The following is an 18,884-nucleotide window of genomic DNA, read 5'->3' as shown; positions in this document are numbered from 1 at the left end:
TTGTTCAACAATCTCCTACGCTCGGTGCCAGGAGGTGGCGGACATGGACCTCAACGCGGACATGGGTGAAGGATTCGGCTCCTGGTCGATGGGCGACGACTCGGCGCTGCTCGACGTGGTGACGAGTGCGAACGTGGCCTGCGGCTTCCACGCCGGCGACCCCTCGATCATGCGCCGGGTGACGGCCGAGGCGGTCGAGCGCGGCGTCGCGATCGGCGCCCACGTCGGGTACGCCGACAAGGCCGGGTTCGGGCGGCGGCACGTCGACATCGAGCCGGCCACGCTGCGCGACGAGGTGCTGTACCAGATCGGCGCTCTGGACGCGTTCGCCCGGCTCGCAGGCGACCGGGTGCGGTACGTGAAACCGCACGGTGCGCTGTACAACACGATCGGCCACCACATGGAGCAGGCCGCCGCTGTGGTGGCAGCCGTCGCGGACTACGACAAGACTCTGCCGGTACTCGGTCTGCCTGGCTCGGAATGGCTCCGGCTCGCCGCCGAAGCAGGTCTGACCGCGGTACACGAGGCCTTCGCGGACCGCGCGTACACGTCGGCCGGCACCTTGGTCTCCCGGCGGGAGGCCGGTTCGGTGTTGCACGATCCGGACGAGATCGCGGCCCGCTGCACGGCGGTGGCCACCGGCCAGGCGATCGAGGACCACACCGGCCGCGCTTTGGTCATCGAGGCTGCATCGATCTGCGTGCACGGCGACACCCCCGGGGCAGTGGACATCGCCCGCCGGGTGCGTGTCGCCCTGGAGGGGGCGGGCGTGGCGCTGCGCCCGTTCACCGGCTGATGCGGATCCTTCCGTCCGGCGACCGTGCACTCCTGGTCGAACTCGACAGCCTCGACCAGGTGCTCGGCTACTACGACGCACTGATCGCGGACACCCCCGAAGAGGTGGTGGACATCGTTCCGGCTGCCCGGACGATCCTGGTCAGGACCTCGGGCGGTCTCGAGGCCTTGTCCCGCGCCCTGCGGGCGGTCACCCCGGCACCCAGGGCCCAGGCGCAAGGTGACCTGATCGAGATCCCGGTGACGTACGACGGAGAGGATCTGGAAGATGTCGCGCGACTGCTCGGCTGCTGCACGGACGAGGTGGTGGCGCGGCACACCGGGGAGGAGTGGACGGTCGCGTTCTGTGGCTTCGCGCCGGGATTCGGGTACCTGACCTCGACGACAGCCTGGGAGGTCGTCCGACGTGAGTCGCCGCGGACGAAGGTGCCCGCCGGCGCGGTCGCGCTGGCCGGGGAGTTCAGCGGTGTGTATCCGCGCGAGTCGCCGGGCGGGTGGCAACTGATCGGCCGTACGTCGGTGCGGATCTTCGACTCCGAGCGTGAGCCGGCCGCGCTGTTCCACCCCGGGCGCCGGGTCCGGTTCGTCGACGCGGGTCGTGGATGAGCAGCTTGACCGTCCTCGCAACCGGGCCGTTGGCAACGATCCAGGATCGCGGGCGGGCCGGCCAGGCGGCCCTCGGCGTACCGGCATCTGGGGCGTGCGACCGGGCGGCGTACTCGTTGGCGAACCGGCTGGTCGGGAACCCTGTCGGCGCGGCGGCTGTCGAGGTGACGTTCGGCGGTCTGGTGCTGCACGCCGACCACGATGTCGTCGTCGCGATCACCGGCGCGCCGTGCACCGGCGTACCGCTCAACGCTCCGGCGACGCTGCGGGCCGGTGAGATCCTGCGGCTCGGTACGCCACCGACCGGGCTGCGGACGTACGTCGCGGTCCGCGGCGGGATCGACGTACCGCCGGTGCTCGGGTCGCGGTCCACGGACCTGTTGTCCGGGCTCGGTCCGGCGCCGCTCGTCGCCGGCCAGACACTGCCGATCGGATCGTTGGTGGAGCCAATGCCGGGGGTCGACCTGGCGCCGGTCGCGCATCCCGCGGGCGGCGAGGTCGTCCTGCGGATCACGCCCGGGCCGCGACGGGACTGGTTCACGGAGGCCGGGTGGGCGTCGCTGGTCTCCCAGACGTACCACGTGAGCAGCAACAGCAACCGCGTCGGCGTACGCCTCGACGGCGAACCCCTGGAACGCGCCCGCACCGGCGAACTCCCCTCCGAAGGCATGACCCGCGGCGCCATCCAGATCCCCCCATCCGGCACCCCCGTCATCTTCCTGGCCGACCACCCGGTAACCGGCGGCTACCCCGTCATCGCCTACCTCACAGACCCCGACCTATCCCCCTGCGCCCAAACCCGCCCAGGCCAACCAATCCGACTAACCACCTAACCCCCGACCGACCACGCAGTCCAACCCGTCCCCTCGGCCCACCCCTCCCACCCAGCTCGCCGTGCGGCTCAGCACCCCGCCCGGCCCCAGCTCGTCGTGCGGCTCAGGTCGTGCGGCTGCGCATTTCGGTGGCGAAGGTTTCCTGGGCCTTGCGCATGACGGCGGCCTCGGTAGGGTCCGCGAACAGGGCCGGCAGGTCGGCCGGGTCCACGTCCTCGACGTGGGTCTGAAGCCACCAGACGTTGCCGACCGGGTCCTTCACCCGAGCGCCTCGGTCGCCGGTGATCCGCGAGTACATCAGCTCGGTCACCACCGTGGCCCCCGCATCGAGCGCACGCTGGAAGGTCCGCTCGACATCATCGACGTACACACTCAGGAAGCTCGGCGTGTCCGGCCACTCCGGCGCCGCGTCGAACGTCATCAGCACCGAGTCCCCGACAGTGATCTCCGCATGCCCGACCGTCCCGTCCTCGTTCGGGTACCGCCCACTGGTCCGAACCTCGAACGTCCGCTCCACGAACTCGAGAAACCTGTCAGCCCCCTTCACCGCGACGTACGGCGTGACGGTCGACTTACCACCTGGGATCTGCTTCGTTGTCATGCCTCAAGCCTGACGGCAGTAGTGGCCAGGATCTGTCCTATACGTTCTTGAACCGACGGACGTACTCCGTAGGTGTGGTGCCGAGGTGGCGAGCGAACGCGCGACGAAGCGTCTCGTCACTCCCCAGACCGCTGAGCCGAGCGGTAGTCGTGATGCTGTGCCCGTCCAGCAACAACTGCTGAGCCCGATCCAAGCGCACTCGCTCGACCCACCGCGCGGGCGTCGTACGGAACTCGCTCTGGAACAGCCGCGTCAAGTGCCGCGGACTGACCGCCGCAGCCGCGGCCAGGCTCGGCAGCGAGTGATCGCCGGCTGGATCAGCGAGAACCGCGTCGGCGATCCCGCGCAGCTGATCGGTCCGCGCCGGCGGCGTCGCCATCGCCGTCGAGAACTGCGACTGCCCGCCCGGCCGCTGCATGAACACGACCAACTCCCGCGCGACCGCCCGCGCAACACCGGCGCCGTGATCAGCCTCGACCAGCGCGAGCGTCAGGTCGATGCCCGCGCTGATCCCGGCCGACGTCACGTACCGCCCGTCGGTCACGTGCAAGGCGTCCGGCTCGACCTGAACCTTCGGGTACTGCCGCGCCATCGCCGCCGCATGCCGCCAGTGCGTGGTCGCCCGCCGTCCGTCGAGCATCCCGAGCGCCGCCAGTACGAACGCCCCACTGCACACCGACGCCACCCGCCGCGCACCGACCGCCAGCTTCGCGGTCACCTCCAGCACCTCGTCCGGCACACCTTCGACCAGATGATCCGCGCCCGCCACCACGACCGTGTCGACCTCTTCGACCCCGGCCACAACCCCGGCCAGCACAACCCCGGACGCGGTGGTCACCTGCCCGCCGGCCTTCGCCACCAACACCGGTTCGTACATCCCCGCCCGCACGAGATTCGCCTGGTGCAAGACCTCGAGCGGCCCGGTGACGTCGAGCAGCGTCACCCCGTCGTACACGACGAACCCGACCCGACGTGTCCGAATCTGTGGTTCGACTGGCGATTTGGACATGGCGTCAGCGTACCCCGCACCACGAACCTGAACGCATGACCGAAACCATCGCCGGCATCCCGATCCCCGACAGCACCCTCGCCCGCGAGGCGACCGAACTCGTCCGCGCGGCTGCCTCACCACTGCTGTTCGACCACTCCCGCCGCGTCTACCTGTTCGGCTCCTTGCGCGGCCGCGAGCAGGGGCTCACCTTCGATGCCGAACTGCTGTACGTCGGCGCGATGTTCCACGACCTCGGCCTGACCGAGCGGTACCGCCGTACCGACCAGCGCTTCGAGATCGACGGCGCCGACGAGGCGCGCCGCTTCCTGCACGACCACGGCATCACCGGCGAACCCGCCGACCGGGTCTGGACCGCGATCGCCCTGCACACCACCCCGGAGATCCCGCTGCACCTGTCCGCCGAGGTCGCGCTCGTCACCCGCGGCGTCGAACTCGACGTCCTCGGCCTCGGGTACGACGCCATCACCGACACCGACCGCGCCGCCGTCACCACCGCCCACCCGCGCCCCGACTTCAAGACCCGCATCCTCGAGGCTTTCACCGAAGGCATCCGCGACCGCCCCGCCACCACCTTCGGCAACGTCAAGGCCGACGTACTGGAACACTTCGTGCCCGGCTTCCACCACACCGACTTCGTCGACGTCATCAAAAACTCCCCGTGGCCCGAGTAGAGGTTGCTTGTCCGGTGGTGTGGGGAGGGGTGAGGATGTGCGGTATGACGGAGAGTTCTGGAACGCCAGGCATCGACAGCACGGTCCCGCCGAGCGGTACGGGATGTGTGGAGTGCCTGGAGCGCGACGGCTGGTGGTTCCATCTGCGCCGGTGTGCGCAGTGCGGTCACATCGGGTGTTGCGACTCCTCCCCCGCCCAGCACGCCTCCGCCCACGCGGCCGAGACCGGGCACCAGATCGTTCGCAGCTTCGAGCCGGGCGAGGACTGGTTCTGGCACTACGGCGAGTCGCAGTACTACGACGGCCCCGACCTGGCCCCACCAGCAGCCCGCCCAGAAACCCAACCGGTCCCCGGCGGCAACGTCCCAGAAGACTGGAAAACCAAACTCCACCGCTGACCCGTCCGGCTGAGGCCGCCGCACCCCTGTCTCCCCTACCGCGGACAACATCCGGGGACAGTGAACACCTGACCAGGTGTCCACAGTCCCCACCAGGTGTGCACGCCTCGACGGCTCAGCGCAGTGGACCCCCGGCCAGCCGGCGCCAACGCGCGGTGGTGACGTCAGAGGACAAAGCCGGTTGGGAAGGGGTCGTCGGGGTCCAGGAGGTAGTTGGCGGTGCCGGTGATCCAGGCTCGGCCGGTGACGGTGGGGATTACGGCGGGGTGTGGGCCTAGGGTGGTCTGGTCGATGAGGCGGCCGGTGAAGCGGGTGCCTATGAAGGACTCGTTGACGAAGTCGGTGTCGAGGGCTAGTTCGCCGCGCGCGTGGAGCTGGGCCATTCGGGCCGACGTGCCGGTGCCGCACGGGGATCGGTCGAACCAGCCGGGGTGGATCGCCATCGCGTTGCGCGAGTGGGCGCCGTCGACGCCCGGAGCGGTGAACTGCACATGTTTGCAGCCGTTGATCCCGGGATCGAGCGGGTGCACGGGGCGACCGGTGGCGTTGATCGCGGCCATGATGTCCAGACCCGCCTTCAGGATGCGGTCCTTCTCGGCGCGGTCGAACGGGATCCCGAGCTGCTCCAGCGGCAGGATCGCGTAGTAGTTGCCGCCGTACGCCATGTCGTATGTGACCTTCCCCAGCCCGGGTACGTCGACCGACGCGTCCAGGGCATGGCTGTACGACGGGACGTTCCGCAACGTCACGCGCTCCGCCCGACCGTTGCTGACGGCAACGTCTACGACGACTAATCCGGCCGGGGTGTCCAGGCGCACCTTCGTGACCGGCTCGGTGACCTCGACCATGCCGGACTCCACCAGCACGGTCGCGACGCCGATCGTCCCGTGGCCGCACATCGGCAGGCAGCCGGAGACCTCGATGTACAGCACACCCCAGTCCGCGTCGGACCGGGTCGGCGGCTGCAGGATCGCCCCACTCATCGCGGCGTGCCCGCGCGGCTCGTTCACCAGGAACAACCGCAGGTCGTCCAGGTGCTTCACGAAGTACTCACGCCGCTCCGCCATCGTCGCGCCGGGGACCACACCGACCCCGCCGGTGACGACGCGGGTCGGCATGCCCTCGGTGTGCGAATCGATGGCACTGATCGTGCGGACGGACCTCATGGCTGCCTCACTTCAGGGACTCCACGGCCTTCTTCATGTCCTGCTCCAGTTGCGCGACGTGCTCGGGGACGAGCGGCCCGCGCGGCGGCCGGCACGGTCCGCCGAACCGGCCGACGTAGTCCATGCCGTACTTGATCGCCTGCACGAACTCGGTCCGCGAGTCCCACCGGAACGCGGCGACCAGCGGCTCGTACAACGCCCGGGCCTCCTCCAGCTTGCCTTGCAGCGCAAGCTCGAACAACCGCACCGATTCCGCCGGGAACACGTTCGGGAACCCGGCGAACCAGCCGGTCGCGCCCATCAGCAGCGCCTCCAGCGTCAGGTCGTCGGCGCCCGCGATCACGGCCAGGTCCGGCGCGAGCTCGCGGATCTCGAGGATCCGCCGTACGTCACCGGAGAACTCCTTCACCGCGACGACGTTCTCGATCTGGGCGATCTCGGCGAGCAGGTCCGGGGTCAGGTCGACCTTGGTGTCGAGCGGGTTGTTGTAGACCATCACCGGCAGGCCGGCCTTCGCGACCTCGGTGAAGTGCGCGATGACCTCGCCGCGGTTCGCGCGGTACATCGTCGGAGGCAGGCACAGTACGCCGTCCGCGCCGTCGTCGGCCGCCTTCTCCGCCCAGGCACGCGCCTGGTGTGAGCCGACGCCGTGGACGCCGACGACCACGACACCGTCGTCACCGACGGCCTCGATCGCGGTCTTTGCCACCGCGCGGCGCTCGTCGTCGGTGAGCGACGAGTACTCCCCGAGCGACCCGTTCGGCCCGACGCCGCGGCAGCCGTTGTCGACCAGCCAGCGGCAGTGCTCGGCGTACTTGTCGAGATCCGGGCGCAGCCCCGCCGGCGCCGACGCGTCCTCGGCGTACGGGAGTGCGGTCGCGACGATCACGCCGTCCAACTTCTCGGTCATTGCTCCTCCGTGTTCCCTTGCAGGGTTCCTGGTGATTCCGCGACCTCGGCCTCAGCCAGATCCCGCAACCTCACTGGTACGGCGATCGGTCGTTTCATACTCGGTACGTCGCGGGACGCCGACAGGGCAGCCACCGAACGCGAGCAGACGCGCCCCTGACACATCCCGAGTCCCGCGCGACTACTCAGCTTCAAAGCCCGCCCGTCCGTGAGGCCACGCTCATCGGCAGCCCCTTCGAGCTGCCCGCGCGTCACGTCCTCGCACCGACAGACGAGCGTGTCCGCGTCACTCCAGCTCTTCCACCCGTCCCGCACCGGATAGGCCCGAGCCAGAGCCTCCGCGAACCGCCGGCCGCGCTCCACTGCCCGCCGTACAGCCGGATCTACCTGCGATGTGGTGCTTGAGGCAGGGGAGAATCTGGCGTGGTGGGCTGCGGCCGCGCCGGCGATTGTGCCTTCGGATGTGGAGAGGGCTGCGCCGCCGATGCCGGTCAGTTCGCCTGCGGCGAAGATGCCGGGGGTGCTGGTTTGTTGGTCGGTGTCTACGGCTACCGCCGGGCCGCCGTCGGGGCCGGTGGTGAGGGTGCAGTGGGCGGAGACGGCTAGTTCGAGGTTGGCGGTGAAGCCGAAGCCTACGCAGACAGCGTCGACGTCCACGCGGCGTTCGGTGCCTCGGATCGGGCGCCAGTCGTTGTCGAGGCGGGCGATGGTGGCGGCTTCGACGTGGTTGGTGCCGTGGGCGGCGACGACGGTCCAGCCGTGGCGGAGCGGGATGCGGCGGCGGGCTAGCAGGGCGCCGTACCCGACTGCCTCGCGAAGCTTGCTGGGGGCAACCAAGGGGTCGGACAACCAGCCCTTGCGGACTGTCGTGAGTGAGTTGGCTTCGAGGAGTGCGACTACGTGGGCGCCGACGCCGACCAGTGATTCGGCGACCGGTAGGATGAACGGTCCGGTGCCGGCGACCAGTACGCGGTGGCCGACTGCGATGCGCTGTCCTTTGGCCAGAGCTTGTGCGGCGCCGGCGGTGTAGACGCCTGGCAGATCCCAGCCGGGGAAGGGAAGCACGCGGTCGTAGGCTCCCGCCGCCAGGACGACCGCCTTGGCATCAATCGGAAAGGTACGCCGTCCGCTCGCATCCGCCGGTCCGCTCTGCGCCCACAACCGCAGCCCTTCAACTGCCCAGACGGAGGTCTCCGGCAGATAGCTGATCCGCGGATGCCCGAGCAGCTGGTCCCGTTGCCGCTCAAACACCTTCCACTCATGCTGCAACCGATCCGGGCGGCGAGCAGCAAACTCCTCCGGCAACTGCCGGTTGTACTGCCCGCCAACCGCCCGCCCGCTGTCCACCACCAGCACCTCAGCCCCCGCCCCAGCCGCAGCCAACGCCGCCGCAACCCCAGCAGGCCCCGCCCCCACCACCAAAACCTCAACCGCCCGCGCAGCACCGTCCGACACCAGCGAAGTACTACGTACCTCCCCAGCATCCGGCACCCCGCCAGTACCCGGCACATCCCCAATACCCCGGGCAGCCGCGCCAACCGGCGCCACCGCAGTACCTGACGCTGCCGCAGTACCTTGCACCTCCGCGGTGTCCGGCGCAGCAGCAGCGCCCGATGCCATGGCGGCGTCCGTTGCCCCCACGGGTGTGGTGGTGGGTAGGGCGGTGCCTTGTTGGGTGGTTATTTGGTCGCCGGGGGTGATGGTGCGTTGGCAGGCTCGGATGTCGGGGAGGCCGTTGACGGTGATGAGGCAGTCGTAGCAGGCGCCTATGCCGCAGAAGACGCCTCTTGGGCGGTTGTGGATGCGGGTGGTGCGCCAAGTGTCGCGGCCGTTGGCCAGGAGTACGGCGGCCACGGTCTGGCCTGCGTGTGCCGTGACCGGGTGGCCGTCGACGGTGACGTCCACCGCCGGCGGCGTACCGACCTCGGCCGGGTCGTCCGAACGTGGGCGTAGGTAGCCGGTCACAGGGCCCTCCGGTGGATGCGGGAGGACGAAGGTGTGGGATGCGTGAGGATCATGCGGCGATCACCGTGGGACGGTCCACGCGGAAGGGTGTCGGGTCGACGTGAGGTGTCAGGCCTAGGAACTGTTCCGTGATCAGGCGTCCGGTGGCAGGCGCCAGGCCTATCCCGGCGCCTTCGTGGCCCGTGGCGTGCCAGAGGCCGGTGACCCGAGGGTCGGGGCCTATGACCGGGAGGTGGTCCCCAGCGTAGGGACGAAACCCGCCGTACGTACGCATCACCGGTACGTCGGCCAGGAACGGGAACAGCCCCACTGCCTTGCGGGCCAGCTCGCGAAGGACCCGGACGCGGATCGTGTCGTCGAAGCCGATGCGCTCGCGGCTCGAGCCGATCAGGATCGTGCCGGCGCGCGTCGACTCGACCACGGTGGACGTCTGGAGGTCCGCGTCGCCGCTGCCGACGGCGCCGACGTAGTCCGCGTCGTACACCTTGTGCCGCACGCACTCCGGCAGCGGAGCGGTCACCAGGATCATCCCGCGCCGCGGCAGCACCTCGATCGGGACGCCCGCCGACGCGCTGAACGCGCCCGCCCACGGCCCGCACGCGTTGAGCACCGCACCGCACGCGATGTCGCCCTCGGACGTCTCGACCCCGACGACCCTGCCGCGCGACTGCCGGATCCCGAGCGCGGTGACCCCCGATCGAACCTCGCCGCCGCGCTCACGAACCACTGCCAGCAACGCCGTCGCCGCCAGCACCGGCTGCACCTGCGCATCGTCGGGGTAGTGCACCCCGATCGTCACCCGTGGCGTGAGCAGCGGCTCCAGCTCGAAGACCTCCGCGGGCGTGATCACCCGGGCGTCGACCCCCGCCGCACGCTGCTTCGCGGCGAACGCGGTCAGCGGCTCCGGGTCCCCGGTCGCGACCACGACGCCGCCCTTGTCCTCCCACTCCACGTCCGCGACCCGCTCGGGCAGCCGGGCCCGTACGACGTCCCACTCCGCGCGCGACGCGATCGCCAGCTCCTGCTCGGGTCCCGGCTCCTTGTCCGAGACGAGCACGTTGCCCTCGCCCGCCGCCGTCGTACCGGCCGCGGGCCCATCGCGGTCGATCACCAGCACCTGGACGCCGGCCGCGGACAGCGCCTCCGCGCACGCGGCCCCGACCATGCCCGCGCCGACCACCACCACGTCGGGTGTCGCGGACCGGATCACGGCTGCTCCTCGAGAGTCGTTCGCTAAAATGAACGATATCGAGACTACGCGTGGCCCCGCCGACCGGTCAATGCACTCATCCGGACCTTTCCCGGACTTCTTCCGGAACTACGCCGGCAAATGCGGCCCGCCGCCGCCCACCGGATACACGTCCGGCGGGTACTCGAGCAGCAACACCGACCGCACCAAGCCGTCGACGGCCTCGTAGCCGTGCGGCGCCCCCGCCCGGAAAGCCAGGTAGTCGCCCGGCCCCAGTTCCGCCGTTTGGCCCTGCGTAGTAACGCGCAGCTGACCGGACAGGACGATGTGATGTTCCGTCCCCGGATGACCGTCGGACTGCTGTACGGCGTCCGGCCGGATCTCCTGGTTGTAGATCTCGAACAACCCGCCCGGGTGCTCGAGCCGCCGCAGCATCCGCAGGTCGATCGCCTCGCCGGACAGGACATCGACCTCCGCCGACCGGACGAGGACCAGATCGGACGCCGGCGACTCCGCCAGCAGCGCCGAGACCGGCACCCCGAGAGCGTTCGACAAACTGAACACCGTCTCGATCGTGGGATTGCCCGCGCCGGACTCCAGCTGGGACAGCGTGCCCTTCGCGATCCCGGACCGCCGGGCGAGTTCGGACAGCGAGATGCCCTGCTCGTCCCGCCGCGCCCGCAGGTTCGTCCCGAGCAGCTTTCCCGCACCCATCGCCGTCACAGCCCGGAGCATGCCACATCCAGGCGATAACTTCGGTCCTGTTGCGCGCATCAACCTCACCGAGAGGGATGGTGACGATGACTTTCCCGAAGCTCCTGCGCGGCGCCGGCTGGAGCTCGTACGCCGCCATCGGCCTGTCGGTGAACCCGGACCGCCGTACGGCGCGCAACCAGTTCTACGGGCTCAGCAACGGGACCGTCCGGCGCTGGGTCATCAACAGCTTCGGCTGGAGCCCGACCGGCCAGACGGGTGGATTCAGCGCCGTGAAGACCTGGGCGCTGCTCAGCCAGTCCACGACGTACGACACGTTCCTGGCCACGACCCGCGGTGGTGCGCTGTACACGATCCGGCTGCCGCTGACGAAGTCGATGACCCCTGTGGTCAAGCAGGTGCGGTCGCGGATGGGCAAGCTTCCCGGGACCTACACCGATCCGATCTACTTCCTCCGCACCAACGGCACCTACCTGCGGGGCGAGTGATCACGGAATGATCCGGCGCCGCCGCAGTTCGGCGAAGATCGAGTAGAACATCTGCTCGGTGTCGACGTACTCGTGGAACCCGGCCCGGCGCGACTTCGACGCGTCCGCGAAGAAGTCGTAGTCCCACCCGAAGACGAAGTCCGCGAACGGCCACGACGACACCTCGGCGAACGACGTCGAGGTCAGGTCGTGCGTCACCTGCAGCTGTTTCCACACCGGTTCCTTGTCGGCCATCACGTCCTGCAGCGACAGCTGCAGCGGCGGCGCGGCCTCCAGCCCGAACCAGGCGGCGAGCTTCGGCCACAGCTCGCTCCAGCGGAACAGGTCGCCGTTCGTGATGTTGAACGCCTGGTTCGCGGCGGCCGGCGCGGTCGCCGCCCAGACCGTTGCCTTCGCCAACAGTCCGGCGTCGGTCAGCTCCAGCAGCGTGTGGTACGCGCCCGGCTTGCCGGGGAACCGCAGCGGTACGCCGAGTTCCTTGCACAGCGAGGCGTACACGGCGATCGCGACCGCGAGGTTCATCGGGTTGCCGAGCGCCGCGCCGCCGACCACCGACGGGCGGAGCGCGGACCACGTCCACGCCTTGCCCTGCTGGCGTTCCTCGAGGAAGCGCTGCTGGTCGACGTTGAACTCCGGCGGCAGGTGCGGCGGGTCGTCCTCACGCGCCGGCGTCTTGAACGGCCCGAGATGCGCGCCGTACACCTTGTACCCCTGCATCAGGCTGACGTGCCGCAGCCCGCGCGCGACCGGCTCGATCGCGTCGACGACGTTGACCAGCATCGCGACGTTCGGCGCCACGAGCTCGGCCCAGGTCGGCCGGTCCTGGTAGGCGACGTAGAACACGTGGGTCACGTCGGTGAGGCCGGCCAGCTTCCGCTGGGTGTCGTCCGGGTCGAGCAGGTCGACGGCGACATGCCGTACCCGGCCCGGTACGTCGGTCCCGCCGCGACGCGACAGCCCCACCACGCGCCAGTCCGGCAGCGACGCCAGATGTTCCACCAGATTCGACCCGATCACGCCCCGGGCACCGACCACCAACGCAACATTCGCCATGTCCACAGCCTGGCTGACCTGCGCGGATAGGACCAACGCATAGTTTTCACCAGAGCCATAAACTGAGGACATGGCAACGCTCAGGCAGTTCGAGTACTTCGTCACCGTGGCCGCCGAAGGCTCGTTCACGAAGGCCGCCGAGCTCCTGCACGTGACCCAGCCGGCGCTGTCGCACCAGATCCGCACGCTCGAGCGCTCGGCCGGCGGACCGCTGCTCGAGCGGCTCCCGCGATCGATCCGCCTCACCCCGACCGGCCGCGCGATGCTCCCGCACGCTCGCGCCGCCCTCGCCGACGCCGAACGCGCGCGCTGCGCCGCCCGGCAGGCGGCCGGACTGGAGGTCGGCGAACTGCAGATCGCGACGCTCTACTCGATCACCCTGGGCGTCCTGCCCGCAGCGCTGCGACTGTGGCGGCAGACCCGGCCGAACGTCGGCATCCGCCTCTTCGAGCACCGCCATACCGACGAGCTCGTCGAAGCGATGCATGCCGGCGAGGCGGACCTAGCTGTCGGCCCACAGCCGCCCAACTGGACGGGCGCTACCCGCGAGGTCGGCAGCGAGCAGCTGGTCGTAGTGGTCGCCGCTGACGACCCTGCTGCTTCCGAGGACACGGTCAAGCTCCAAGACCTAGCCGAGCGCGCCTGGGTCCACTACGCCCCCGGCCACGGTCTGGCGGACGTTCTGAACCAGGCCTGTGCGCAGGCCGGTTTCGAGCCGCGGATCGCCGTACGCACGGAGCAGACCGCCGCCGCGCCCGCACTGGCGGCCGCCGGCCTAGGTCCTGCGCTGGTCCCGGACAACATCGTTCCGAAGGACTTCGACGGCCACATCCTGCACCCGGAACCCACGGTCCGCCGGACGCTCACGGCGTACACCCGTGGCGAGCCCGACCCGCTGGCCGCGGCCTTCATCGACGTACTGCTGCAGTCGCGTCAGCGCTTGTCGTGACCCCAGTTCGCGACGATCACCGCGATAGGCGGCAGTACGGCGGCGACCGCGCTCATCCCGATCGCGACCGGGATCGAGAACAACCGGACGACGAACCACGCCAGACCGATCAGCGCCAGGCAGCTGCCCATCAGCCAGAAGTAAAGCTTGCGGTTGTCGTACCGGCGGGCCATGTCACACCGTCAGCGGGAGCTTCCCCAGCGCGGTGACCAGCGGGGACAGCTCAGGTAGCTCGGCGGCCTTCTCCAGAGCAGCCGTCAGTACTGCGTCATGGGTCGGCTGGGCCTGGTCGAGCAGGTCGCGGCCGGCCTGCGTGACCTCGGTGTAGATGCCGCGCCGGTCCGTCGGGCACAGGTAACGCTGCAGGAGATCGCGGTCCTCCAACCGGTTCACCAGCCGGGTTGTGGCGGACTGACTCAGCACTACGGCGTTCGACAGCTGGTTCATGCGCAGGTGGTAGTCGTCCTGCCGCGCGAGCACGTCCAGCACGCTGTACTCGCTCACCGACAACCCGTGCTGCTTCTGCAGCGCGCGCTCCAGCTCGTCCTCGATCCGCGCATGCAGCGCCGCCAGGGTGCGCCAGCCCTGCGCCCGCGCCTCCGCGGCGTCATCCGGTAGTCCCACGACACCTCCACTTGAACTTCACGCTTGCATGCGCAATCATAGCGCTTGTGCAATAGCCCGCGTGTGCAACTATCGCGCACGCCGGTAACAGTCATAAGACTACATTCGAGGGAGAGAAGAACCCATGCCCGCGGCTTTGCTCGCGCTCGCGATCGGTGCGTTCGGAATCGGAACCACCGAGTTCGTCATCATGGGGCTGCTGCCCGAGGTCGCCACCGACTTCGGCGTCAGCATCCCGTCCGCCGGCCTGCTCATCTCCGGCTACGCGCTGGGTGTCGTGGTCGGCGCCCCGCTGCTCACCGCGATCGGCTCCAAGGTCTCCCGCAAGACCGTGCTGCTCGCGCTGATGGGCGTCTTCATCGCCGGCAACCTGGTCTCCGCGCTCGCACCGTCGTACGGCGTCCTGATGACCGGGCGGATCGTGGCGGCGCTGTCGCACGGCGCGTTCTTCGGGGTCGGCTCGGTGGTCGCCGCGTCGCTCGTACCGAAGGCGAAGCAGGCGAGCGCGATCGCGCTGATGTTCACCGGGCTGACCGTCGCGAACGTGCTCGGCGTACCGGGTGGGACCGCACTCGGTCAGCAGTTCGGGTGGCGGTCGACGTTCTGGGCGGTGACCGCGCTCGGCGTGGTCGGCCTGCTCGGCATCCTGTTCCTGGTACCGCGGCAGGGGTCGGAGGAAGGGCCTGGGCTGCGCAGTGAGCTGGCGGTGTTCAAGAGCCTGCAGGTGTGGCTGGCGCTCGCCATGACCGCGCTGGGGTTCGCCGGCGTGTTCGCCTCGTTCACCTACATCGCTCCGATGATGACCGAGGTCGCCGGGTTCTCCTCCGGTGCGGTGACCTGGCTGCTGGTGCTGTTCGGCGGCGGGCTGGTGGTCGGCAACCTGCTCGGCGGCAAGGCAGCGGACCGTTCACTGATGCCCAGCTTGTACCTGATCCTGGCGCTGCTGGCCGCCGTACTGGTGGTGTTCGTCTTCACTGCGCACGCGAAGCTGCCGTCCGCTGTGACGATCGCGCTCTTCGGGGCTGCGGGCTTCGCCACTGTCGCCCCGCTGCAGAAGCGCGTGATGGACAAGGCGAAAGGCGCACCGGCGCTGGCGTCCGCTGCCAACATCGCCGCGTTCAACCTGGGCAACGCGGCCGGCGCGTACCTCGGTGGGCTCACCATCGAGCACGGCCTCGGCTACACCGCCCCCAACTGGGTCGGCGCCGCACTGGCGGTTGCCGGTCTGCTCGTCGCCCTGCTCTCCGGCCTGCTGGACCGCCCGCGCCGGGTCTCCGCACTAGTACTTGAAGGAAGCCACTGATGATCCCCACCGTGAAGCTCAACAACGGCGTCGAGATGCCCCAGCTCGGGTACGGCGTCTTCCAGGTCCCGAACGACGAAACGGCGACGGCCGTGACACATGCCCTCGAGGCCGGGTACCGCAGCATCGACACCGCTGCGGCGTACCAGAACGAGGCAGGCGTCGGTCAGGCGCTGGCCGCGTCCGGAATCGACCGGGGCGACCTCTTCATCACTACCAAGCTGTGGAACGCGGACCAGGGCTACGACTCGACGCTGAAGGCGTTCGACCAGAGCCTGTCGTTGCTGGGCCTGGAGTACCTGGACCTGTACCTCATCCACTGGCCGACGCCGGCACGTGACCTGTACGTCGACAGCTGGCGTGCACTCGAGAAGCTGTACGCAGAAGGACGGGTCCGCGCCATTGGTGTTTCCAACTTCCAGCCGGACCACCTGGACCGGCTGACCGGTGTAACGCCCGCGGTGAACCAGGTCGAGCTGCACCCGTACCTGCAGCAGGCCGACGTACGGGCCTACGACAGCGACTTCGGCATCCGCACCGAGGCGTGGAGCCCGCTGGCGAAGGGCGGTGCACTCCTCGAGGAGCCGGCGATCACCAAACTCGCAGCGCAGTACGAGCGCACGCCAGCGCAGATCGTCCTCCGCTGGCACCTGCAGCTCGGCAACATCGTCATCCCGAAGTCCGTCACCCCGTCCCGCATCCGCGAGAACCTGGACGTCTTCGGCTTCACGCTTACCGATGAGGACGTCGCCACGCTCACCACGCTGGACCGGGGCGAGCGAACCGGCCCGGATCCGGACACCTTCAACGTGGCCTAGGCCTTGGGTACTGCGACCACCACGGCGTTGCTGAGGTACGCCGTACCGTCCCAGTCCTCGCACGTGACCAGGACGAGGCGGCCGGGGACGGACTGGTCGAAGAGGCGGGCTGCCTGCTTCGCCAGGGTCTTCTTGCGGTAGACGGTGACCGACGAGACCACGTAGTTGATCGCGCCGCGCCGCGTCGTCACAGCGACCGAGTCGCCGGCCGACAGCCGGTCGAGGTCGTCGAAGGCGCCACCGCCGGTGTGCACGGTGTGGCCGGTGATGATCGCCGAACCCTTCGCGGCACCGGGCCTGGCGCCGTCGGACCACCAGCCGACCAGGAGCGGGTTCGACGGCGGGACGAGGGTGCCGCCGCGGGCGCGGATGCTCAGAACACGCGCTGAGATGCCCAAGCTGGGCACGGAGACGCGGATCGGGTCGCCGGGCTGGGCTCTGGTCGTACTCCGGATCTCCGGAGGAGGCGAGTTCCGCGGCGTCGCCGGCGCGCTGGAGTTCTGCGACGAGGCGGAGGGCGTGCTGCGGGACGTCGTACCGGCCTTGGTCGTCGGCGTGGTGCGGTCGGCCGTCGTACCTGCCGGGCTTGTCGCCGACGTGGACGGATCGGCGCCTACCTGGCGCCGATCCTCGTCACCGCTGGACTTCAGTTGTACGTAGCCGCCGGCCACGAGCAACGCGGCGCCTGCCGTCCAGGCCGCGAGCACCCACCACGAGGGGCGTGCGCGACCCGGACGGCGACGCCTGGCCGATCGATCAGGCAGAGTGCTGACCCCGGCGCTGCAGCGTCTTCGCCGCACCCGCGATCAGGAGCACACCGCCCAGGCACAGCAGGCCGATGCCGAACGTGCCCTGGGTGCTGGTGAGCGCGGAGGCGTTCTTCGCGTCACCCGACAGACCCGCGTCGATGTCGGTCGGAACCGCCACCGGCGGGGTGCTCTCCGACGGCGTACCGGTCGGAGTAGCCGTCGGCGACTCGGACGGGGTCTCGCTCGGCGACTCGCTCGGGGACTCGCTCGGGGACTCCGAAGGCGTCTCGCTCGGGGTCTCCGACGGAGTCTCGCTGGGAGTCTCCGACGGCGTTTCGCTCGGGGTCTCGCTCGGCGTCTCGGAAGGCGTCTCGCTCGGCGTCTCCGACGGGGTCTCGCTAGGAGTCTCCGACGGCGTCTCGGACGGGGTCTCGCTCGGCGTCTCCGAAGGCGTCGTGGTCGGCGTCTCGGACGGCGTCGGCGTGGTCACGATCTTGGTGACGCAGAACGTGATGTGGCTGATGTCCTGGAACTTCTGGTTCTTCTCGTTGACCGGCGTGTGCAGGCCGACGCCCGCCGGCACCCCGGCCGGGCTGTAGTCGTAGAAGTTGGCGCCCTGGTTGCCGCCCTTGACGATCGCGCCGAGCACCAGCCCGCCGGTAGCGGTGAAGTCCGCCACCTCGTTGCCCTTCTGGTCACCCTCGTGCGCCGGGTCGTCGACCAGCAGGTTGCGCTTAGTCCACGACACCTTGATGCCGTCCGCTTCCTTCTCACCCGGAGTCGGCGGGTCGAACTTGATCTCGGTCGAGCCCGGCACCAGCTCGGCGCAGGTCGGGTTGCCCGGCTTCACGATGCCGTCCGCGGACGCGGACGGTGCGGTGGCGAGCGTGACGCCGCCGACCGTGAGTGCCAGTGCGCCCGCGCTGCCGAGCAGTGCGATCAGGCGTGAGTTCTTGGAGCGCCCCCGCGCGTCCACCGATGGTTCGTTCACTGTCTTCCCTAGGTCTGAGGCCGGCCACTCGACCGGCAGATCTTCGGTGGTCCCCCGACCGATGTTTCAGGCCCGGACCAGGCGGTGCAAAACCATGCTCCGGTGGCTGTGGCCGCCGGTGCCGAACTCGGACCCGGTCCAGGACCGGTCCGCCCCCAAACGAGATCGACGCTCGCGATTGTGGGCCCAGCCGCACTCGTGGCGCAAGTCACGGCGTCGCGACTCGCCGTGCTCTTTACGTTTCGCAACGCAGCGTCCCGAATACCCACAGAAAGTAGTTGCCTTTCGCCACTAATTCAGTGTTTTAGGTCCTGATACGCCGTATTCGCTATGCTCCGGCAGGTGGCGCGCGAAGCGGATCGGAAGACCGCCCTGGGGTCGGTGTGGTTGCGAGCGGAACCACCGCCGACCAAGGCGCCGCTGACTCGCGAGGACATCGTGCTGGCGGCGATCAAGGTGCTCGACCGGGACGGACTGGACACGTTCTCGATGCGGGTGATGGCTGCCGAATTGGGTACGGCGGCAACTTCCGCGCTGTACTGGCGCATCGCGACCAGGAACGACCTGCTCGAACTCGTCGTCGACGCAGTACTCCCGGACGCGCCGGCACCCTCACACGGCGACTGGCGCGAACAGGTGACGGTCGTCGCGCGAACGGCGTACCAGGCCTTGTGGGAACACCCGTGGGCTGCGCAACTGCTCCCCACCCACGCGGGCCTCGGGCCGAACTACCAGGCGCTGACCGACCGCGTGCAAAGCATCCTGGCGGCCGCGGGCTTCAAGGGCACCCACCTGGACTCGGCGGTGTCCGCGATCTTCCACTACCTGATCGGGTCGGCGGTGACCGATTCGGCCTGGTTGTCCGTCGTCCGCCGGAGCGGGATGAACGAGCTGCGTTGGGCGAGCACGTCGGCAGCACGGATGGGCGTCGACGCGGACCATCTGGCGGCGTACCTCGATCGCGAGAGCACGGCCGGCCCGGAAGCGCGCTTCACCTCCGGGCTGCGGGTGATCCTCGCCGGGCTCAGGCCGCGGCAGATCAATTAGATT

General features: G+C 69.5%; 23 protein-coding genes. 11 read left to right on the top strand and 12 right to left on the bottom strand.

The genetic code is table 11. The features are described 5' to 3' along the window. Window positions 1-34 precede the first annotated feature (34 nt). Genes ABN611_RS15340 through ABN611_RS15330 form a run of 3 tightly spaced genes read left to right on the top strand, consistent with a single transcriptional unit; the run spans window position 35 to window position 2,234 of the window. Entirely contained in the window at window positions 35-796 is a 762-nt protein-coding gene (locus ABN611_RS15340) for a 5-oxoprolinase subunit PxpA (RefSeq protein ID WP_350280541.1), read from the top strand. Further along, window positions 796-1,401 (top strand): allophanate hydrolase subunit 1, encoded by a 606-nt coding sequence (locus tag ABN611_RS15335; RefSeq protein ID WP_350280540.1) that lies wholly within the window; start codon window positions 796-798, stop codon window positions 1,399-1,401. Before ABN611_RS15340 ends, ABN611_RS15335 begins: the two co-directional genes overlap by 1 nt. Further along, on the top strand, window positions 1,398-2,234 hold the full coding sequence (locus tag ABN611_RS15330) for a biotin-dependent carboxyltransferase family protein (protein WP_350280539.1): 837 nt from the start codon (window positions 1,398-1,400) through the stop codon (window positions 2,232-2,234). Before ABN611_RS15335 ends, ABN611_RS15330 begins: the two co-directional genes overlap by 4 nt. Window positions 2,235-2,337: 103 nt before the next feature. Here the strand turns inward: ABN611_RS15330 and ABN611_RS15325 are convergent, their stop codons facing one another. Both ABN611_RS15325 and ABN611_RS15320 read right to left on the bottom strand, forming a co-directional pair. Further along, window positions 2,338-2,835 carry a VOC family protein gene (locus tag ABN611_RS15325; protein WP_350280538.1) on the bottom strand — a complete coding sequence of 166 codons (498 nt, stop codon included), beginning with the start codon at window positions 2,833-2,835 and terminating at the stop codon, window positions 2,338-2,340. A 37-nt stretch (window positions 2,836-2,872) separates the two neighbouring features. Further along, the gene (locus ABN611_RS15320; RefSeq protein WP_350280537.1) at window positions 2,873-3,844 is read right to left on the bottom strand and encodes a helix-turn-helix domain-containing protein; all 972 of its coding nucleotides are present in this window, start codon (window positions 3,842-3,844) and stop codon (window positions 2,873-2,875) included. 35 nt (window positions 3,845-3,879) lie between these two features. On the opposite strand from ABN611_RS15320, the gene ABN611_RS15315 reads away from it, so the two are divergent. Both ABN611_RS15315 and ABN611_RS15310 read left to right on the top strand, forming a co-directional pair. Continuing rightward, window positions 3,880-4,518, top strand: coding sequence for an HD domain-containing protein (locus tag ABN611_RS15315; RefSeq protein ID WP_350280536.1), 639 nt, complete (start codon window positions 3,880-3,882; stop codon window positions 4,516-4,518). A 44-nt stretch (window positions 4,519-4,562) separates the two neighbouring features. Beyond that, the gene (locus ABN611_RS15310; RefSeq protein WP_350280535.1) at window positions 4,563-4,916 is read left to right on the top strand and encodes a UBP-type zinc finger domain-containing protein; all 354 of its coding nucleotides are present in this window, start codon (window positions 4,563-4,565) and stop codon (window positions 4,914-4,916) included. A 164-nt stretch (window positions 4,917-5,080) separates the two neighbouring features. Here ABN611_RS15310 and ABN611_RS15305 read toward each other — a convergent pair whose 3' ends face one another. The 5 genes from ABN611_RS15305 to ABN611_RS15285 all read right to left on the bottom strand — a co-directional run bounded on the left by ABN611_RS15305 (window position 5,081) and on the right by ABN611_RS15285 (window position 10,880). Beyond that, window positions 5,081-6,082, bottom strand: a complete 1,002-nt coding sequence (locus ABN611_RS15305; protein ID WP_350280534.1) for a proline racemase family protein — start codon at window positions 6,080-6,082, stop codon at window positions 5,081-5,083. Between the two features lie 7 nt (window positions 6,083-6,089). Beyond that, complete coding sequence (locus tag ABN611_RS15300; protein ID WP_350280533.1) at window positions 6,090-6,992, bottom strand: dihydrodipicolinate synthase family protein; 903 nt, start codon at window positions 6,990-6,992, stop codon at window positions 6,090-6,092. Beyond that, entirely contained in the window at window positions 6,989-8,956 is a 1,968-nt protein-coding gene (locus ABN611_RS15295; protein WP_350280532.1) for an FAD-dependent oxidoreductase, read from the bottom strand. Before ABN611_RS15295 ends, ABN611_RS15300 begins: the two co-directional genes overlap by 4 nt. A 49-nt stretch (window positions 8,957-9,005) precedes the next feature. Beyond that, complete coding sequence (locus ABN611_RS15290) at window positions 9,006-10,166, bottom strand: FAD-dependent oxidoreductase (protein ID WP_350280531.1); 1,161 nt, start codon at window positions 10,164-10,166, stop codon at window positions 9,006-9,008. Between the two features lie 108 nt (window positions 10,167-10,274). Next, window positions 10,275-10,880: an XRE family transcriptional regulator gene (locus tag ABN611_RS15285; RefSeq protein WP_350280530.1), complete on the bottom strand. Its 606-nt coding sequence runs from the start codon at window positions 10,878-10,880 to the stop codon at window positions 10,275-10,277. Between the two features lie 65 nt (window positions 10,881-10,945). On the opposite strand from ABN611_RS15285, the gene ABN611_RS15280 reads away from it, so the two are divergent. Then, a complete protein-coding gene (locus tag ABN611_RS15280) occupies window positions 10,946-11,347 on the top strand; it encodes a hypothetical protein (RefSeq protein ID WP_350280529.1) in 402 nt (133 codons plus the stop codon). On the opposite strand, the gene ABN611_RS15275 is transcribed toward ABN611_RS15280, so the two are convergent. Then, on the bottom strand, window positions 11,348-12,400 hold the full coding sequence (locus ABN611_RS15275) for an SDR family oxidoreductase (RefSeq protein ID WP_350280528.1): 1,053 nt from the start codon (window positions 12,398-12,400) through the stop codon (window positions 11,348-11,350). A gap of 70 nt (window positions 12,401-12,470) precedes the next feature. On the opposite strand from ABN611_RS15275, the gene ABN611_RS15270 reads away from it, so the two are divergent. Then, window positions 12,471-13,349, top strand: a complete 879-nt coding sequence (locus ABN611_RS15270; protein WP_350280527.1) for a LysR family transcriptional regulator — start codon at window positions 12,471-12,473, stop codon at window positions 13,347-13,349. Here ABN611_RS15270 and ABN611_RS15265 read toward each other — a convergent pair. Both ABN611_RS15265 and ABN611_RS15260 read right to left on the bottom strand, forming a co-directional pair. Then, the gene (locus tag ABN611_RS15265; RefSeq protein ID WP_350280526.1) at window positions 13,334-13,522 is read right to left on the bottom strand and encodes a DUF3099 domain-containing protein; all 189 of its coding nucleotides are present in this window, start codon (window positions 13,520-13,522) and stop codon (window positions 13,334-13,336) included. The genes ABN611_RS15270 and ABN611_RS15265 overlap by 16 nt on opposite strands. 1 nt (window position 13,523) lies before the next feature. Next, window positions 13,524-13,973: a MarR family transcriptional regulator gene (locus ABN611_RS15260; protein ID WP_350280525.1), complete on the bottom strand. Its 450-nt coding sequence runs from the start codon at window positions 13,971-13,973 to the stop codon at window positions 13,524-13,526. Window positions 13,974-14,097: 124 nt separating this feature from the next. Here ABN611_RS15260 and ABN611_RS15255 point away from each other — a divergent pair, with 124 nt between their 5' ends. After that, window positions 14,098-15,276, top strand: coding sequence for an MFS transporter (locus ABN611_RS15255; protein WP_350280524.1), 1,179 nt, complete (start codon window positions 14,098-14,100; stop codon window positions 15,274-15,276). Further along, entirely contained in the window at window positions 15,276-16,094 is an 819-nt protein-coding gene (locus ABN611_RS15250; RefSeq protein WP_350280523.1) for an aldo/keto reductase, read from the top strand. Before ABN611_RS15255 ends, ABN611_RS15250 begins: the two co-directional genes overlap by 1 nt. Here ABN611_RS15250 and ABN611_RS15245 read toward each other — a convergent pair. Then, window positions 16,091-16,501 (bottom strand): class F sortase, encoded by a 411-nt coding sequence (locus tag ABN611_RS15245; protein ID WP_350280522.1) that lies wholly within the window; start codon window positions 16,499-16,501, stop codon window positions 16,091-16,093. The genes ABN611_RS15250 and ABN611_RS15245 overlap by 4 nt on opposite strands. Between ABN611_RS15245 and ABN611_RS15240 the strand changes: the two genes are divergently transcribed. After that, window positions 16,485-16,754: a hypothetical protein gene (locus ABN611_RS15240; protein ID WP_350280521.1), complete on the top strand. Its 270-nt coding sequence runs from the start codon at window positions 16,485-16,487 to the stop codon at window positions 16,752-16,754. The two genes, ABN611_RS15245 and ABN611_RS15240, sit on opposite strands and share 17 nt — an antisense overlap. A 96-nt stretch (window positions 16,755-16,850) precedes the next feature. Here the strand turns inward: ABN611_RS15240 and ABN611_RS15235 are convergent, their stop codons facing one another. Beyond that, window positions 16,851-17,834, bottom strand: coding sequence for a hypothetical protein (locus ABN611_RS15235; RefSeq protein ID WP_350280520.1), 984 nt, complete (start codon window positions 17,832-17,834; stop codon window positions 16,851-16,853). Window positions 17,835-18,176: 342 nt separating this feature from the next. On the opposite strand from ABN611_RS15235, the gene ABN611_RS15230 reads away from it, so the two are divergent. Then, window positions 18,177-18,881 carry a TetR/AcrR family transcriptional regulator C-terminal domain-containing protein gene (locus tag ABN611_RS15230; protein ID WP_350280519.1) on the top strand — a complete coding sequence of 235 codons (705 nt, stop codon included), beginning with the start codon at window positions 18,177-18,179 and terminating at the stop codon, window positions 18,879-18,881. Window positions 18,882-18,884: the final 3 nt, after the last annotated feature.

This window comes from Kribbella sp. HUAS MG21 (genome assembly GCF_040254265.1).
In the GTDB taxonomy this organism is placed as follows: Bacteria; Actinomycetota; Actinomycetes; order Propionibacteriales; family Kribbellaceae; genus Kribbella.
Note: the sequence above shows the minus strand (reverse complement) of the source record. Positions and strands in the feature narration are given on the sequence as shown.